The sequence below is a fragment of the Sporosarcina siberiensis genome (assembly GCF_042681925.1).
GTDB classification, from domain to species: Bacteria; Bacillota; Bacilli; order Bacillales_A; family Planococcaceae; genus Sporosarcina; species Sporosarcina siberiensis.
This window is the reverse complement of sequence record NZ_JBHUGI010000032.1, coordinates 92,407-110,863: the sequence shown is the minus strand read 5'-3', so window position 1 is coordinate 110,863 and position 18,457 is coordinate 92,407. Positions and strand designations below refer to the sequence as shown.

Sequence of the window (18,457 nt, the reverse complement as noted above, 5' to 3'; positions counted from 1 at the left end):
TTAGCGTCATACTAATATAATTAGAAAAACAGGGAGGGTCTATCGATGAAGAAACGTAAATTAGGTCTTGCTTTTACATTTCTACTTGCAGCCGGGACAATTCTAGGCGCATGTGGAACAGATAAAGCAAAAGATACAGAAAAAGATACAGAAAAAGAAGACACGACTACAGCACCTGAAGTAAATGAAGGCGCAATTTCAATCGCAATGGTAACAGATACTGGAGGGGTTGACGATAAATCGTTCAACCAATCTGCTTGGAAAGGTATCCAAGATTATGGTAAAGAAAATGGACTTGAAAAAGGCGATGGCGGATATGATTATTTAACATCAACCGATATGGCTGATTATGAAGCAAATATCAACAGACTTGCTCATCGTGATTTCGACCTCATTTATGGTATTGGTTTTCTTTTGAAAGATGCAATTGAAACCGTTGCACAGCAAAATCCAGAAACAAACTTCGGTTTAGTGGATGAAGAATCAGAAGTTGCAAACGTTGCAAGTATTATGTTTAAAGAACAAGAAGGAGCATTCCTTGCTGGAGTTGCTGCTGCACGCATGACGAAATCGAATAAAATTGGTTTTGTTGGTGGAATGGAAATTCCGGTAATTGAACGCTTCCATGCAGGATTTGTTGATGGAGTCGCAGCAGTTAATCCGGATATTAAAGTGGACGTACAGTACACAGGAAACTTTGACAAAGCTGAAGATGGAAAAGCAGCAGCAAACCGTATGTATTCATCGGGTGTTGATATTATTTTCCACGCTGCTGGTGGTACTGGTAACGGAGTATTCTCAGAAGCTAAAGAACGTAAAGCGGCAGATAAAGATGCATACGTATGGGTAATTGGTGTGGACTCTGACCAATACGAAGAAGGTAAAGTTGGCGACGAAAACATTACACTTACTTCAATGCTTAAACGTGTAGATATTGCTGTTAAGTTAACTGCAGAACTTGCTGCGAAGGGTGAATTCCCAGGCGGCACGATCACAACATATGGTTTAGCAGATGATGGAATCGAACTTGCTGATTCACGCGGTGCAATTCCTGATGATATTCTTGCAGAAATTGAAACGTTTAAAGAGAAAATTGTTAGTGAAGAAATTGTTGTAAATAAAGATCCTAAAGCAAAAAAGTAAGTATACTTTAATTAACAAAAAACGAAATCATGAGGGCTTCTTTTTGTTTGGCCTTCATGGTTTCATTTTTGTAAGGTATACTATTAAAAAATAAATAGAAGAAAAGATTCCTTTCTGGAACCTTTTCTTGTATTTATTTTAAACTATACTATTGAAAATACACTGTTGTGAGGATGTGAACCCGTTGGAATATGTCATAGAAATGCTGAATATTCGAAAAGAATTCGGTAATTTTGTAGCGAATGATAATATCACTCTACAATTAGAAAAAGGTGAAATTCATGCACTTTTAGGTGAAAATGGTGCAGGGAAATCAACATTAATGAACGTTCTGTTTGGTTTATATCAACCAGAGGGTGGGGAAATTCGTGTTCGTGGAAAAAAAGTAGACATTTCAGACCCGAATGTAGCGAATTCACTTGGAATAGGAATGGTTCATCAACACTTTATGCTCGTTGAAAACCTTACCGTAACAGAGAATATTATTTTAGGCAATGAACCTAAGAAAATGGGAATGATCAACATTAAGGATTCGGCAAAAAAAGTTGCTGAAATCTCTAAGCTGTATGGGTTGGATGTGGATCCTTATGCAAAAATAGAAGATATATCCGTAGGTATGCAACAACGAGTTGAAATATTGAAAACGCTTTATCGCGGAGCGGATATTCTTATATTTGACGAACCAACGGCTTCACTTATACCACAAGAAATAGATGAATTAATTGCGATAATGAAAAAGCTAATCATAGAAGGAAAATCAATTATTATCATTACACATAAACTTCAGGAAATTATGGATGTATCGGATCGTGTGACGATTATTCGTAAAGGTGTGGGAATTGGAACGGTGACGACTGCCGAAACGAATCCCGAAGAACTTGCTACGTTAATGGTAGGACGACAAGTAACGTTCAAAACGGAAAAGGGTCCTTCATTTCCAACTGAAGAAGTGTTGAAGATTCAAGACCTTTTTGTAGAAGATTACCGCGGAGTTGTCAAAGTGAAAGGGCTTAATTTGTCCGTTCGCAGAGGTGAAATTATGGGGATTGCCGGTATCGATGGAAATGGACAGTCTGAACTGATTGAGGCAATTACAGGACTACAAAAAGTAAAGAGTGGAAAAATAACAATCAATTCAAACGATGTTACTGGAAAAAAACCTAGGAAAATTACTGAAACCGGGATTGGTCATATTCCCCAAGATCGACATAAACATGGTCTAGTTCTTGATTTTACAGTTGGGTACAATGCTGTGTTGCAAACGTACTATAATAAACCGATATCCAGAAAAGGGATTATGGATTATAAAAAAGTATCTGAAAAAGCTAAAAAAATTATTGAAATGTATGACGTAAGATGTCAAGGTGAAAATGCTCTAGCTCGCTCATTATCCGGTGGGAATCAACAAAAACTTATTATAGGTCGTGAAATTGACCGGAATCCAGATTTGTTAATTGCTGCTACGCCAACAAGAGGTCTCGATGTCGGTGCAATTGAATTTATTCATCAAAAACTAATTGAACAAAGAGACCATGGAAAAGCAGTTTTGTTAATCTCTTTTGAACTCGATGAAGTAATGAACGTTTCGGATCGAATCGCAGTTATTTCAGATGGAAAAATAATTGATATTGTGAATCCTGAGGAAACAACAGAATCTGAACTAGGTTTACTGATGGCTGGACATTCAAAAGACCAAATGATTGTTGTTGGAGACGAAGTTGTATTGAAAGAAGGTGAAGACAGAAATGTCTAATCGAGTTATTAATTTACTCGTACCAATCATTTCAATAATCCTAGGCTTATTAGTTGGGGCGATTGTCATGGTAGCGAGCGGCTATGACCCAGTAAAAGGATACATTGCATTATTCGATGGAATTTTTGGTAACGTCTATTCAATGGGAGAAACAGTTCGTCAAATAAGTCCCTATCTTCTAGCAGGACTTGCAGTTGCTTTTGCGTTTCGGTCAGGATTGTTCAATATTGGTGTTGAAGGACAGCTGATTGTCGGATGGTTCGCAGCAGCATATGTCGGAGTGGCATTTGATCTTCCGAAAATGATTCATTTACCACTAGCGCTCATAGCCGCTGCCGTTGCAGGAGCTTTGTGGGGATTAGTACCAGGTATCTTGAAGGCAACGCTTCGTGTTCACGAAGTAATTGTTACGATTATGATGAATTATATTGCTCTTCACGTAGTTAACGCTCTTATTAAAGCGGTATCTGGAAGTTACAAAACGGATAAAATTCATCCGACTGCATCGCTTCGTTCGGAATTCCTTTCGAATCTCACGAACTTTTCAACGTTACATTATGGAATCTTCGTTGCGCTTGCGATGGTTGGAGTTACTTGGTTCATACTCGAAAAAACAAAAACTGGTTTTGAACTTAAATCTGTAGGGTTTAATGATCATGCTTCAAAATATGCAGGAATGAATGTGAATAAAAACATTGTATTGTCAATGGTGATTTCTGGTGCTTTAGCAGGACTTGCAGGTGCAATGGAAGCACTTGGTACGTTTGGTTATATGGCGAGTCTAAGTGGATTCACAGGAATTGGATTTGACGGTATCGCAGTAGCGTTACTTGGTGCAAACACACCATTAGGCGTTGTTTTTGGTGCAACTCTATTTGGTTCATTGAAGTACGGTTCTGGAAACATGCCAAATGCTGCGGGAATACCGCTTGAAATTGTTTCGATCGTTATTGCACTCATAATTTTCTTTGTTGCGTCCGGATACATTATACGTGTGGCACTTGGCCGTTTGAATAAGAAAAAGGAGGCGAAGTGACATGAGTTTTCTTGAATTACTGTACTTTATAGTTCCGATTACGATTTCCTATGCCGCTCCTCTTATTTTCACATCAATTGGAGGCGTCTTCTCAGAACGTTCAGGTGTAGTAAACATAGGTCTTGAAGGTCTTATGGTAATGGGAGCATTCATTGGTATTCTATTCAATTTAATGTATGTGGATACTTTTGGTGCATGGACACCGTGGTTGGCACTTATTGCTGCAATGCTTGTAGCCGCGATTTTCTCGATTTTGCATGCGGTGGCGTCGATCACATTCCGTGCAGACCAAGTTGTATCGGGTGTGGCAATCAACATGCTTGGAATTGCGGTTGCCTTATTTTCGGTAAAAATGATTTTTGGAAAAGGTCAAACTGATTTTATTCAAAAAAGCATTCCAAGATTCAATGTTCCAATTTTACATGAAATACCGGTTATCGGACCCTTATTTTTTAAAGGAATATACGGTTCATCTATTTTGGCTATAATGGTTGCACTCATTGCCTGGTTTATAATTTACAAGACACCATTTGGCCTGCGTCTTAGAGCGGTCGGAGAACATCCGATGGCTGCCGATACGATGGGGATTAACGTTACTCGTCTTCGTTATATTGCCGTTATCATTTCTGGTGGATTAGCGGGTATCGGTGGTGCGATATATTCGCAAACAATGACGAATGATTTTGGACATGCGACGATTAATGGACAAGGATTTATGGCACTTGCTGCTATGATTTTTGGTAAATGGCATCCTATTGGCGCAATGGGAGCTGCATTGTTTTTCGGATTTGCGCAAGCTCTTGCGATCAGTGCACCGGGTATTCCGTTTCTTGCCAATGTGCCAACGGTCTATCTCCACATTTTGCCTTACGTTTTGACGATTCTTGCACTTGCAGGATTTATCGGTAGAGCAAATGCACCGAAAGCTAGTGGGCAACCATATATAAAGGGAAAAAGACTATAAACAAATTCGTGAAAAGCAGGACATGAAACAAGGGAAGTTGCATATGGGTTTCTCAACACCAATTACCTTCCATCATCCGGATTATACAGCTATGCAAGTGACAAACGGAATTTTAGGTGGATTTTCACATAGTAAGTTATTTATAAATGTTCGTGAAAAAGAAAGCATGGCCTACTACGCTTCAAGCTCATATTCTTCCCACTACGGGCTTGTTTATGTAATGGCAGGCATTGATGCGGAACTCGAAGAGAAGGCTGTTAAACTCATTACTGAACAGCTCACCGTGTTGCAAAATGGAGACATTACCGATTTAGAGCTCGAACAAACAAAAGCCCTTCTGAATAATGGAATTCGCAGTACGTTTGATTCGGCTCGTGGACAAATTGAAGTATTCGATCAGTTTAAAGAGTTAGACGAAAACTTTACTGCAGAAGGTCTCATTTCAAAATGGGATGCGGTTACAAAAGAAGACGTTAAGAAAATGGCTTCCACACTTAAATTAGAAATTGTTTATTTGCTATCAGGTAAGGAGGCTACAAATAATGAAGAAAATTGAATTCGAAAACCTACAGGAAACTTTGTATAATGAGAAACTTGAGAACGGTCTAGACGTCTATATATTACCGAAGCGTGGTTTCTCTAAAACTTTTGCGACATTTACGACAAAATATGGTTCAATTGATTCGGCATTTATTCCTAACGGAAAAGATGAAGAAGTTTTAGTTCCTGATGGGATTGCGCATTTTTTAGAACATAAGATGTTTGAAAAAGAAGATGGGGATGTGTTTCAAGAATTTAGTGTGCAAGGTGCATCTGCGAATGCATTTACTTCTTTCACTCGCACTGCCTACCTCTTTTCAGCAACCGATAAGCTTTACGAAAATACAACGACATTGCTAAACTTTGTCCAAGAACCTTATTTCACGGAAGAAACCGTAAATAAAGAAAAAGGAATCATTGCACAAGAAATAACGATGTATGATGATTTGCCTGATTGGCGCCTATACTTTGGAACGATTGAAAACATGTTCCATAATCACCCAGTTAAAATTGATATTGCTGGGACAGTTGAGTCCATCGAGGACATAACAGCTGAACATCTTTATATGTGTTACGAAACGTTCTATCATCCGACTAATATGGTGTTATTTATAGTAGGGGCAGTTGAGCCTGAAGAAATGATGAATCATATTAAAAAAAATCAAGATAGCAAAACCTTTTCTGAAGCTGCCGATATTGTGCGGAAATTCCCAGAAGAACCTAATAATGTGGCAATCAAAAAAAGAACTCTTACAATGGATGTTACAAAGCCAAAACTAAGTTACGGGATGAAATGCTCTAAAATGAATCTTTCGGCGGAAGAGATGATTATTCAAGAACTATCATCTGGCCTTGTGCTGGATGCATTGTTTGATCGTTCATCTGCCTTTTTTACAAAAGCATATGCAGAAGGTTTAATTGATGAATCTTTTTCGTATGATTTTACAATTGAAAGAGGATTTGGTTTCGCGATGGTTGTATCGGATACAGAAAATCCTGAACTTCTTGAAGAGGCAATCCGTACAACACTTCAAAATGCTGCAAAGGATTGGCCAATTAAAGAATCTGATCTTAATCGAATGAGGAAGAAAAAAATAGGTCAATTTATGCGTTCATTAAATTCAATTGAATTTATTGCAAATCAGTTTACTCATTATAAATTTAATGACATGAACCTATTCGACGTAGTTCCGGTACTTGAAAAAATGACGATAGAGGATTTAAAAGCCTCTTTTGATACATTCAGTAATGAAGATGGTCACACAGTTTTCACTGTTGTTCCGGCAGAAAAAACAGAATGACTAATCAAGGCTACTGCGTTGTTCTAGGTGCGACAGGTGGAATTGGGCAAGAAATATGCCGAACTCTTGCTGCAAGTGGATGGTCGCTTTATATTCACTACAATCGTAATGAAGAACAAGCACTACATTTACAAACAGAGCTTAATAAAAACTATCCCGAATTGGATTTTATCTTAAGTCAAAGCGATTTCTCGAAAACAGGCGGAGCGGAACAGTTAAGCCAACAGATGAAGAAGGTGCGTGCAGTTGTTGTGGCGAATGGGCAGTCGATGAATAAGTTGTTGACTGAAACAACGCCTGAAGATATGGATGCATTGTGGAAAGTTCATATGCAAAATCCTGCTCAATTTATTGCTCTTATCTCACCACAACTACGTGAGTTTACATCGTCTTATATTATCTTTATTGGTTCCATTTGGGGAGATACAGGTGCAGCAAGTGAAGTAATGTATTCGGCCGTTAAAGGTGCACAGCATACATTTGTAAAAGCCTACGCAAAAGAAGCTGCTTATTCCGGAGTACGTGTAAACGGGATTGCACCAGGCTGGATTGAAACAACGATGAACGCTGAAATCTCTTCTGAGGACCGACAAATGGTTATTAGTGAAATTCCATTATTGAAAACAGGTTTACCGAAAGATGTAGCGGAAATGGTTCGTTTTCTATTAAGTGGGAATATGGATTATATGACTGGAGAAATATTGAAGATTAACGGCGGTTGGTATATATAATAAAAAGGGCAAAATTACCCTTTTTATTTTTTCCTTTTCTTAATCTACTCTATCCGCTATTATTAGGTGTACGAATTAATAAATCCGAATTCTATAAAGTTTATATGCATTTACTTTTGGAAGGGGTGTGGGACGTATGGGGAAATGGTATTGTGAATATGTAATTCAAGTGAATCGTCCAGGACTTCTTGGTGATATTGCTTCATTACTTGGGATGTTACGTGTTAACATTGTAACGATAAATGGTGTTGATGGTGGGCATCGTGGAATGTTGCTTACGACTGAAGATGATGCTCAAATAGAGCGTTTTGAACTGATTGCATCTACAATGGAAACAATTCAAGTGAAAAAAATAAGGGAACCTAAATTGCGCGATATTTTAGCGGTTCGTCATGGTCGTTATATACAGCGTGATGTAGATGATCGAAAAACGTTTCGTTTTCTTCGGAGTGAACTGGGGATTTTAGTCGACTTTATGGCGGAGTTATTTAAGCAAGATGGTCATAAATTGATTGGAATTAGAGGTATGCCGAGGGTCGGAAAAACAGAGTCGGTTGTTGCAGCAAGTGTTTGTGCTAACAAAAAATGGATTTTTCTTTCCTCAACAATGATCAAGCAAACTGTTCGAAATACTCTTGCTGGTGATGAATTCTCTAAAGATAATATATTTATTTTAGACGGAATTGTGTCGCGTAAAGCACCTGACGAACGACATTTGCAACTTGTTCGAGAAATGATGAACTTACCATCAATAAAAGTGGTCGAGCATCCTGATATATTTGTACAACATTCAGAGTATAATATTGAAGACTTTGATTATATTATTGAGCTTCGGACGACTCCAGACGAAGAGATTACATATGAAGTCTTGGAAAAGAACAACATGGCAGCAGATTTAGGTGCAGGCGGATTTAATATATTCAACTTTTGATTGGTAGGTGTTTTTGGTGACCGGATTAGGTGATCGTCTTAAAGAGGCGAGAACAACTAAAGGCTTTACGTTAGATGATTTACAGTCAATAACAAAAATTCAAAAACGATATCTTTCAGGTATCGAAAATGAAGATTACAGCATGATGCCCGGTTCTTTTTACGTTCGTGCGTTTATTAAGCAATATGCTGAAGCGGTCGATCTTGATCCTGATGAGATGCTTTCTTTATACAGGGAAAATGCTTCAACTGAAAAACTTGATGAAGAAAAACAACAACATACTACTCCGGCATTAAACAGAAGAAGTATTTCGAGAAGTAATAGCAGGTTTAGTGAACTGATGCCGAAGATTACAGCAGCACTTTTTATTATTGTAATAATTGCCGTTGCTTATTTTTTAATTTTGAATACTGCGTCTAAAAAACCGATTATAGAAGATGTTGGCGACCCGGACAGAATCACAATGGAAGATAGTGACAAGTCTGAGGTGAAGCCACCTGACGTGGAAACTGAAAGTGATGAAGAAGAGGAACCAGAAATTGTAGAGCCCGAGAAAGCTTTACAAACACTCACACACGTATCGATAAGTGGGGAAGATTCAAATTATACATTAGCAAATGCAGAGCAATTTTTATTGGAGATTCGGACAACCGGAGATTCTTGGATTGGCGTTTTAGATGAAACGAGAAAAGAATGGATGACACCAGCAAGGACGATGACATCTGGTGGTCAGGTAGAGTTCGACGTTACAGCGACTGAATTTGTTAGAATACGTGTTGGGCGCTCCGAGAGTACTGAAATCTATGTGAATGGTGAGCTATTGGAATACGCTAGCGACCGCATTACACAAAACATTATTATTAAATACGAGAATGAGCAATAGTCATCTTTAATAGATGACTATTTTCATTGAATGGAAAGGGTGTTATCGTTGAATTTACCAAATAAAATAACGGTTTTACGAGTGTGTTTAATTCCAATTTTTATGTTATTTATGCTTATTGATTTCGGTTTTGGCACTTTAGTTATTATGGGAACTGAAATTGAAATGGGTCATTTAATTGGCGGATTGATATTTATCATTGCATCCATAACGGACTGGCTAGACGGTTATATCGCACGTAAATATAATTTAGTGACAAATATGGGGAAATTTCTAGATCCGTTGGCGGACAAGTTATTGGTTTCGGCAGCATTGATTATTCTAGTTGAATTTGGTGCTGCGCCTTCTTGGGTTGTTATTATCATCATCAGCCGTGAATTTGCAGTAACTGGCCTTAGGTTAATACTTGCAGGTGGCGGAGAAGTTGTAGCAGCCAACCAACTTGGAAAAATTAAGACGGCTACTCAAATTATTGCGATTTCATCTTTACTATTAAATAACATATTTTTTGAATCAATAGGAATTCCTTTTGGGTTGATTATGTTATATATTGCACTATTCTTTACAATTTGGTCAGGTGTAGATTATTTTTATAAAAACCGACGAGTATTAATTGAGTCGATGTAAGGAGATAAAAGTAAATGAGAGCAGAAATTATAGCAGTAGGTTCAGAGTTATTACTTGGTCAGATATTAAACAGCAATGCAAAGTTTATTTCGTTAAGACTTGCGGAAATTGGGATAGATGTGAATTACCATACAGTTGTTGGTGATAATCCTAAACGTTTAGAGGAAGTAATTACGATTGCAAAAGGCCGAGCGGATGTCTTGATTTTTACAGGAGGGCTTGGTCCGACAAAAGACGATTTAACAAAAGAAACAATAGCTAAACAAATTGGAACGGTTCTTGTGAGTGATGATACCGCACTTCGTTATATTCATGAACATTTTGAGCGAAGTGGCCGAACGATGACTGAAAACAATAAAAAACAAGCGCTCGTTTTTCAAGGGGCTCAGGTTTTGGCAAATCATACAGGAATGGCACCAGGAATGGCTGTTGAAAATGAAGGTACCCATTACCTACTTCTACCAGGTCCACCACATGAAATGGAACCAATGTTCACCAAAGAAGCGACTCCATATCTATTTAGTGTTCTAGGAAAAAAAGAGCTTATCAAATCTAGAGTACTTAAGTTTTACGGAATTGGTGAAGCAGAACTTGAATTTAGAATTCAAGATCTATTGGAAAAACAAACCAATCCAACAATTGCTCCATTAGCAAGTAAAAGTGCGGTCACTTTAAGAATTACCGCAAAAGCTTTATCTGAAATCGAGGCAAATCTTTTAATTGATGCTGTGGAGAAAGAAATACGCTCCATTGTTGGTGAATTCATCTATGGAATAGATGAAGACACATTGTCATCGAAAGCTGCTGAATTACTGGGTGAAAGCAATCTTACATTGGCAGCAGCAGAAAGTTTGACGGCCGGAATGTTTATGGCAGAGCTAGCGGATGAACCAGGAATTAGTTCGTCTTTATCTGGTGGAGTTGTCGTGTACAATAACGATATGAAAGTGAAACAGCTAGGAATAGAAGAGAGCTTGTTGACTAAGTATGGTGTTGTAAGTTCAGAATGTGCAGCGGCGCTTGCAGTAAGTGTCATGAAGAAGTTCGGAACGGATGTAGGTATTGGAATAACAGGTGCTGCAGGTCCTGATCCCCATGATGGAAAAGCAGTTGGTACCGTCTGGATAGGTATTGTTGCGCTAGGAGAAGCGCCAAAAACATATAAACTTTCATTATCAGGACTCAGAAATACGAATCGGTTGCGTGCGTCCCAATTTACACTTTATTATCTCATTCAATTTTTGAAAGATAAAAAGGCTCAAAATTAAATTTTGATTCATATTCTCAATTAAAAACCCGTTTTCAGCGATACTCTCAATTAAAATTGGATTTTAAAAAGTATATCGAATAAGTGTTCGCTTTTAGCTTGAATATTTCTCATTAAAGAAGTATAGTAGAGACAGTAAGAAAAACAGAAATTCACCTTGAGGGAGGAACTATTTTGAAAGATCGTAAAGCAGCACTCGATATGGCATTAAAACAAATTGAAAAGCAATTTGGTAAAGGTTCTATCATGAAATTGGGAGAAAAGACAGACCGTGGTATTATAACGGTATCAAGCGGATCACTTGCACTTGATATTGCACTCGGAGTGGGTGGTTATCCACGCGGTCGTGTCGTTGAAATATATGGACCTGAAAGTTCTGGTAAAACGACTGTTGCACTTCATGCAATTGCAGCGGCACAAGCAGCTGGAGGACAAGCAGCATTTATTGATGCTGAGCATGCACTCGATCCAGAATACGCAAAACGACTTGGTGTTAATATTGATGAACTTTTATTATCACAACCGGATACGGGTGAACAGGCTCTTGAAATCTGTGAAGCACTCGTTCGCAGTGGGGCAGTTGACATCGTAGTTATTGACTCCGTAGCTGCTCTAGTACCAAAAGCAGAAATTGAAGGCGAAATGGGAGATTCACACGTTGGTCTCCAAGCTCGATTGATGTCTCAAGCACTTCGTAAGTTATCAGGTGCAATAAATAAATCGCATACAAACGCTATTTTCATCAACCAAATCCGTGAAAAAGTAGGCGTAATGTTTGGAAGCCCTGAAGTTACTCCTGGTGGACGTGCACTAAAATTCTATGCATCGGTTCGAATTGATGTTCGTCGAGGAGAAGCGATTAAACAAGGTAATGAAATTGTTGGTAACAAGACTCGAATTCGTGTCGTGAAAAATAAAGTTGCACCTCCTTTCCGTCTAGCTGAAGTCGATATTATGTATGGTTTCGGAATTTCTAAAGAAGGAGAAATTGTTGATCTTGGAACAGAAGCAGAAGTAGTTCAAAGAAGTGGCTCTTGGTATTCGTATGAGGGTGAACGTCTTGGACAAGGTCGTGAAAATGCAAAACAGTTCCTAGCTGAGAATGTAGATATCCGTGCTGAAATTGACAAGAAAATTAGAAACTTCTATAATCTTGATGGTCCAGCAGCAATTATTGAAGGACATGACGTCGATGATAAAGAAGAGGAACTACTGCTTCTTGTTGAAGAAGAAAAAAAGTAATTTATACAATTGAGTAACATCGGTTCCCTCCTATACGGGAAGAACCGATGTTTTTTGTTTTCGTTAAACGTATTCCGCAATACCAATTCGGACTTCATGCTAGGCTCATTGAACAAAAAACATAGAATCTTATTAAATTTTGATATAAACAGGATAAGGATGGTTTTTCGAATCCTTGACATGTGATTTTTACATAGATACAATTAGGATGTATATTTGTAAATCCATAAACGAATTGAATTGGCAGTATATTGATACTTAATATATGAGTCGACTGAAAATGAAAAGAATAGCAAGAGGAGGTGACCTGTATGTCATTAGAACTAGTGATGATCATCTCCGCTTTGGTTGGTTTCATCGTCGGTGCCGTTGTTATCTATTTTGTTAATAAGAAAGTGAACGATTCAAAAGTGATGGGTGCTAAAAACACGGCTGAAACAATCGTCGATGAGGCGATGCGAGAAGCGGAGGCCATGAAAAGAGAAGCACTACTTGAAGCGAAGGATGAAACTCACAAACTGAGAATTGAAGCGGAAACAGAGATTCGTGAGCGACGGGCAGAACTGCAAAAACAGGAAAACCGTCACATGTCACGAGAAGAGAATCTTGACCGCAAAGAAAATGCTCTCAACAAAAGAGAAGCGGGTCTTGAGCGTAAAGAAGAAGCGCTTACCGAAAGACAACAGCAAAATGAACAGATGGAACGCAAGGCGGAAGAAATGGTCGCCATTCAGCAAACAGAACTTGAAAGAATATCTTCACTCACACGGGAAGAGGCAAAGCAACTCATCCTAAGCGAAGTGGAAAAAGAACTAGCTACAGATATCGCTGTTATGACAAAAGAAGCGGAGTTAAACGCAAAAGAAGAGTCAGACAAAAAAGCGCGTGAAATTCTCTCAATTGCTTTACAACGTTTTGCAGCAGATCATGTTGCAGAAACAACTGTGTCGGTTGTGAATTTACCGAATGACGAAATGAAGGGACGAATTATTGGTCGTGAAGGCCGTAATATTCGTACACTTGAAACGTTAACGGGAATCGATTTAATAATTGACGATACACCAGAGGCAGTTATTCTATCTGGATTCGATCCAATACGACGTGAAACAGCCCGTCTCGCACTTGAAAAACTTGTACAAGACGGAAGAATTCACCCAGCAAGAATTGAAGAAATGGTAGACAAATCAAGACGTGAAGTGGACGAGCTTATTCGTGAAACTGGTGAACAGACAACATTTGATATTGGCATTCATAATCTTCATCCGGATTTAATTAAGATTATTGGTAGATTACGTTTCCGTACAAGCTATGGTCAAAACGTATTGAAACATTCAACAGAAGTGGCATACCTCACTGGGCTTTTAGCGGCTGAGTTAGGAGAAGATGTAGTACTTGCAAGGCGTGCTGGGTTACTTCACGACATCGGAAAAGCGATTGACCATGAAGTTGAAGGAAGTCATGTTGAAATAGGTGTTGAACTGGCATCGAAATATAAAGAACATCCTGTTGTTATTAACAGTATCGCTTCCCATCACGGGGACACAGAGCCAACTTCAGTTATTGCGGTCCTTGTAGCTGCTGCGGATGCATTATCTGCTGCTCGACCGGGTGCACGAAGTGAAACACTTGAAAACTACATTCGTAGATTACAAAAACTTGAAGAGATTTCAGAGTCCTATGAGGGTGTTGAGAAATCCTTTGCAATACAAGCTGGGCGTGAGGTACGAATTATCGTACATCCTGAGAAAATCGATGACATTACAGCTCATCGACTTGCTCGTGATATTCGAAAAAGAATTGAAGAGGAACTTAATTATCCAGGACATATTAAAGTTACGGTCATACGTGAAACAAGAGCGGTTGAATACGCAAAATAAGAATTGGGGCACCCGCGCACTTCGGCCCGGGTGCCTTTTTTTCTTTTAAAAGAGAGAGGTTTATTAATGAAAATTTTATTTATTGGCGATATCGTAGGTTCCCCTGGACGTGAAATGATCTATAGGTATTTACCCCGTTTAAAAAAGAAATATGCTCCAGATGTTGTAATTGTAAATGGTGAAAATGCTGCTTCTGGTAGAGGAATCACAAAGTCGATTTTTGATGATTTATTGCGTGCGGGAGTAGATATAGTAACGATGGGAAACCATACATGGGATCAAAAAGAAATTTTTGATTTTATTGATGAAACGGATTATCTCATTCGACCTGCAAACTTTTCTGATGAAGCTCCTGGAAAAGGAATGACGACAATATCTAAGAACGGCATCACGTTATCAATCATTAACTTGCACGGCAGAACTTTTTTACCACCACATGGTGATCCATTTGAAAAAGCAACGGAACTTGTAAAGGAAGCACAACAAGTATCTCCACTAATCTTTGTGGATTTCCATGCGGAAGCTACAAGCGAAAAAATTGCGATGGGTTGGCATCTTGATGGACTTGCCTCGGTGGTCGTAGGAACGCATACGCACGTCCAGACGGCCGATGACCGCATATTGCCTGGAGGAACTGCTTATTTATCAGATGCTGGAATGACAGGCCCTTATGATGAAATTCTAGGCATGCGAAAAGAAGATGTTTTGTATAGATTCAAAACAAATATGCCGGTTCGCTTTGAAGTTCCCAAAGAGGGACGAACGCAGTTGAATGGTTTATTTACCGAGATAGATGATACAACTGGTAAAGCCATTCATGTTGAAAGAGTTTCCATTAACGATGATCGACCATTTCAAAACTAACTTGCGTCTAAACGAACGTCTCCTTTCATAGGATGGGTTATGGAGATTTCCGCTCCATAGACATCGAAAAATAAGGGGGAAAAATGGTGAATCCATTAAAAGTATCGTCACGCTCGAATCCGAATTCTGTTGCTGGTGCACTCGTCGCAGTAATACGAGAACAGGGGTATGCTGAAATGCAAGCAGTTGGAGCGGGTGCGTTAAACCAAGCAGTAAAAGCAATTGCAATTGCAAGAGGCTTTGTAGCACCAAGTGGAGCTGATTTAATATGTGCTCCTGCATTCACCGATATAACCATTAACGGCGAGGGACGGACGGCACTTAAGCTCCTTGTGGAAAAACGAACACGCTAATAGGGCATTTTAAGATGAATAGAAATATAAAAACCATGTGGAAATTAATTTCCCATGGTTTTTTGATGCAAGCGTATGCACTTTCACATGAATTGAACTGTGACAAAGTACCGACAATCAGGCCTCTTCTTGTACAGTGGACCCAGAGTTACGTATAATGATATTTATGAATATAAACTTCCCAAAAGGAAATGGGAAAGGGGAATTGTTATGAATGAAGAACAACGCTTGAAATCAGGACTGATAAAGCCAGATCTTTCACCAGGCTTAGGTGATAAAGAAAAAGACTACAGTCAATATTTTGAAACGGTATATACGGAACCATCCTTGAAAGACGCGAAGAAACGTGGTCAAGAAGAAATTGCCTATCACGACGACTTTAAGATTGAAGAACGATTTTTAGGTATGGGAAAAGGTCGTAAATTTTACATTCGAACGTACGGCTGTCAAATGAACGAACATGACACGGAAGTAATGGCGGGTATTTTTATGGGACTTGGTTATGAGCCTACAAATACTGTTGAAGATGCAAACATTATATTATTAAATACATGTGCTATCCGTGAAAATGCTGAGAATAAAGTATTCGGCGAACTAGGACATCTAAAACCATTGAAACAAAGAAATCCGGATATATTAATTGGCGTGTGTGGATGTATGTCACAAGAAGAATCTGTTGTGAATAAAATCCTGCAAACGTATGATCAAGTGGACATGATTTTTGGAACGCATAATATCCATAGATTGCCCAATATTTTACATGAAGCCTATATGTCGAAAGAAATGGTTATTGAAGTGTGGTCAAAAGAAGGCGACATTATTGAAAACCTTCCAAAAGTTCGTCATGGTAATATCAAAGCATGGGTAAACATTATGTATGGCTGTGATAAGTTCTGTACATATTGTATTGTTCCGTATACGCGTGGTAAAGAACGCAGCAGGAGACCAGCAGATATCATTCATGAAATTAGACAACTTGCAGCCGATGGATATAAGGAAATTACATTGCTTGGACAAAACGTCAATGCATACGGCAAAGATTTTGATGATGTAGAATATCTATTCGGAGATCTTATGAATGATCTACGGAAAATTGATATCCCAAGAGTGCGCTTCACTACAAGCCATCCGCGTGATTTTGATGACGAACTCATCGCTGTCCTAGCAAAAGGCGGAAATCTTGTCGAGCACATCCATTTACCTGTTCAATCAGGTTCAACATCCATGTTGAAAATTATGGGGAGAATTTATTCTCGAGAAGAATATTTGACACTTGTCAAAAAAATTAAAGAAGCGATTCCAAATGTTGCGTTGACGACAGATATTATAGTTGGCTTTCCAAATGAAACAGATGAACAGTTTGAAGAAACAATGTCTTTGTATAGAGAAGTTGGTTTTGAAATGGCTTTCACATACATTTATTCACCGCGTGATGGTACACCAGCAGCTAAAATGAAAGACAATATTCCAATGGAAGTTAAAAAAGAGCGTCTTCAAACGCTGAATAGTCTCGTCAATGCGTATTCGAAAGAAGCAATGATGAAGTATGAAGGTCAAATCGTTGAAGTTCTTGTTGAAGGAGAAAGTAAGCGAAATGATCAAGTGTTAGCAGGGTATACACGTAAAAGTAAACTCGTTAACTTTGTCGCTCCAAACTCAACAATAGGAAAACTGGTGAATGTAAAAATAACAGCTGCTAAATCATGGTCACTTGATGGTGAATTTATTAGCGTAGTAGAAAAAGAAGAGGTGCTATTATAATGGAAAAAAAGTATTCAAGAGATGAAATTATTGCAAAGGCACGCGAAATTGCTTTAATGATTGCAAACACTGAGCAAGTTGAGTTTTACAAACGTGCAGAAGAACAAATCAATGAAAATCAAAAAGTAAGAGAAAATATTGCAAGCTTGAAATCTCTACAAAAACAAGCTGTGAATTTTCAGCAATATGGTAAAGAAAAAGCATTAAGCATTATTGAAGGTAAAATAGAAAAAATTCAAACTGAAATCGATGCAGTTCCAATCGTTCAGGAATTCAAAGATTCGCAAGGTGAAGTAAATGATCTTTTACAACTCGTTTCGAATACAATATCAAATGGTGTCACAGACGAAATCATTAAATCTACAGACGGTAATGTTTTACGTGGTGAAACTGGGTCATATGTGAAAAACACTACATATGAAAAACTCTAATACAATATGACGAATCGGTAGGAAATTATTTCTACCGATTTTTTCACGCTCTGGGCTTCTTTCGCATAAGATGAATTGAACTAAACGAAGGAGGAATAGAGCTGAAAAATTTACGTCAAATTGTAACTAAGGCAGTTATTGCTAAAGGAAAAAAACGAACTGAGTCAAAAGAGACATTAAGACCGCCAAACAATCCAACGAGTATACTTGGTTGCTGGGTGATCAACCATACTCATCAAGCGAAAAAAAGCGGTAGATATATCGAGGTTACAGGAAAATTCGATATTAATGTTTGGTATTCACACCATGACCATTCAAAGACATCTGTTTTTACCGAAACAATTCCGTACAAGGATAAAATTCGATTGTCTTACCGAGATGAGCCGACGTCGGGTCAAGAGGATATTCTTGTAAATGTTTTGCAACATCCCAACTGTACGGAAGCAATCATTTCAGATTGCGGTGAAAAGTTCATTATCTCTGTTGAACGAGAACTGCTTGCTGAAGTAGTTGGGGAAACGAAAGTTGCTATCTCGGTTCATCCGACTAACTTCGAAGAAGAGTGGCCGTATAATGATGAATCATCGAATCATCTAGTACATGAACCTGAAAAGAAATCGATGCAAGAACCAGTAAACACTGAAGGGTCCGATCCGAGAAGAGGAAGAGATTCGAAACCATTCTAAAAGCCGGGAAATTTTATCCGGCTTTTTTTTATTTTACGAATGAAGCGATATTAATTTATGATAGATG

The 18,457-nt window shown here is 38.5% G+C and carries 18 protein-coding genes; all 18 read left to right on the top strand.

Features of this window, described 5'->3' with window-relative positions; all coding sequences use genetic code 11:
* Positions 1-45: 45 nt before the first annotated feature.
* A complete protein-coding gene (locus ACFSFY_RS11450; protein WP_381538142.1) occupies positions 46-1,143 on the top strand; it encodes a BMP family lipoprotein in 1,098 nt (365 codons plus the stop codon).
* 184 nt (positions 1,144-1,327) lie between these two features.
* The gene (locus ACFSFY_RS11445; protein ID WP_381538141.1) at positions 1,328-2,896 is read left to right on the top strand and encodes an ABC transporter ATP-binding protein; all 1,569 of its coding nucleotides are present in this window, start codon (positions 1,328-1,330) and stop codon (positions 2,894-2,896) included.
* On the top strand, positions 2,889-3,932 hold the full coding sequence (locus ACFSFY_RS11440; RefSeq protein WP_381538139.1) for an ABC transporter permease: 1,044 nt from the start codon (positions 2,889-2,891) through the stop codon (positions 3,930-3,932). Before ACFSFY_RS11445 ends, ACFSFY_RS11440 begins: the two co-directional genes overlap by 8 nt.
* 1 nt (position 3,933) lies before the next feature.
* Positions 3,934-4,896, top strand: coding sequence for an ABC transporter permease (locus ACFSFY_RS11435; RefSeq protein WP_381538138.1), 963 nt, complete (start codon positions 3,934-3,936; stop codon positions 4,894-4,896).
* A gap of 4 nt (positions 4,897-4,900) precedes the next feature.
* Positions 4,901-5,452 (top strand): insulinase family protein, encoded by a 552-nt coding sequence (locus ACFSFY_RS11430; protein WP_381539057.1) that lies wholly within the window; start codon positions 4,901-4,903, stop codon positions 5,450-5,452.
* The gene (yfmH, locus tag ACFSFY_RS11425) at positions 5,439-6,737 is read left to right on the top strand and encodes an EF-P 5-aminopentanol modification-associated protein YfmH (RefSeq protein ID WP_381538136.1); all 1,299 of its coding nucleotides are present in this window, start codon (positions 5,439-5,441) and stop codon (positions 6,735-6,737) included. The genes ACFSFY_RS11430 and yfmH overlap by 14 nt, the downstream gene beginning before the upstream one ends.
* Complete coding sequence (gene ymfI / locus ACFSFY_RS11420; protein WP_381538135.1) at positions 6,734-7,468, top strand: elongation factor P 5-aminopentanone reductase; 735 nt, start codon at positions 6,734-6,736, stop codon at positions 7,466-7,468. The genes yfmH and ymfI overlap by 4 nt, the downstream gene beginning before the upstream one ends.
* A gap of 136 nt (positions 7,469-7,604) precedes the next feature.
* Entirely contained in the window at positions 7,605-8,399 is a 795-nt protein-coding gene (locus ACFSFY_RS11415; RefSeq protein ID WP_381538133.1) for a DUF3388 domain-containing protein, read from the top strand.
* 16 nt (positions 8,400-8,415) lie between these two features.
* Positions 8,416-9,282 (top strand): helix-turn-helix domain-containing protein, encoded by an 867-nt coding sequence (locus tag ACFSFY_RS11410; RefSeq protein WP_381538131.1) that lies wholly within the window; start codon positions 8,416-8,418, stop codon positions 9,280-9,282.
* Between the two features lie 48 nt (positions 9,283-9,330).
* Positions 9,331-9,909, top strand: a complete 579-nt coding sequence (pgsA, locus tag ACFSFY_RS11405; RefSeq protein ID WP_381538129.1) for a CDP-diacylglycerol--glycerol-3-phosphate 3-phosphatidyltransferase — start codon at positions 9,331-9,333, stop codon at positions 9,907-9,909.
* 14 nt (positions 9,910-9,923) lie between these two features.
* A complete protein-coding gene (locus tag ACFSFY_RS11400; protein ID WP_381538128.1) occupies positions 9,924-11,177 on the top strand; it encodes a competence/damage-inducible protein A in 1,254 nt (417 codons plus the stop codon).
* A 173-nt stretch (positions 11,178-11,350) separates the two neighbouring features.
* Positions 11,351-12,418 carry a recombinase RecA gene (gene recA, locus ACFSFY_RS11395; protein ID WP_381538126.1) on the top strand — a complete coding sequence of 356 codons (1,068 nt, stop codon included), beginning with the start codon at positions 11,351-11,353 and terminating at the stop codon, positions 12,416-12,418.
* 311 nt (positions 12,419-12,729) lie between these two features.
* A complete protein-coding gene (rny, locus tag ACFSFY_RS11390; protein ID WP_381538124.1) occupies positions 12,730-14,295 on the top strand; it encodes a ribonuclease Y in 1,566 nt (521 codons plus the stop codon).
* Between the two features lie 66 nt (positions 14,296-14,361).
* A complete protein-coding gene (locus ACFSFY_RS11385; protein ID WP_381538123.1) occupies positions 14,362-15,159 on the top strand; it encodes a TIGR00282 family metallophosphoesterase in 798 nt (265 codons plus the stop codon).
* Positions 15,160-15,245: 86 nt separating this feature from the next.
* A complete protein-coding gene (locus ACFSFY_RS11380; RefSeq protein WP_381538122.1) occupies positions 15,246-15,512 on the top strand; it encodes a stage V sporulation protein S in 267 nt (88 codons plus the stop codon).
* Between the two features lie 210 nt (positions 15,513-15,722).
* Positions 15,723-17,273 carry a tRNA (N6-isopentenyl adenosine(37)-C2)-methylthiotransferase MiaB gene (gene miaB, locus ACFSFY_RS11375; protein WP_381538121.1) on the top strand — a complete coding sequence of 517 codons (1,551 nt, stop codon included), beginning with the start codon at positions 15,723-15,725 and terminating at the stop codon, positions 17,271-17,273.
* Positions 17,273-17,704 (top strand): YlbF/YmcA family competence regulator, encoded by a 432-nt coding sequence (locus tag ACFSFY_RS11370; protein WP_381538119.1) that lies wholly within the window; start codon positions 17,273-17,275, stop codon positions 17,702-17,704. Before miaB ends, ACFSFY_RS11370 begins: the two co-directional genes overlap by 1 nt.
* A 101-nt stretch (positions 17,705-17,805) precedes the next feature.
* Positions 17,806-18,390, top strand: coding sequence for an outer spore coat protein CotE (gene cotE / locus ACFSFY_RS11365; protein WP_381539055.1), 585 nt, complete (start codon positions 17,806-17,808; stop codon positions 18,388-18,390).
* Positions 18,391-18,457 lie beyond the last annotated feature (67 nt).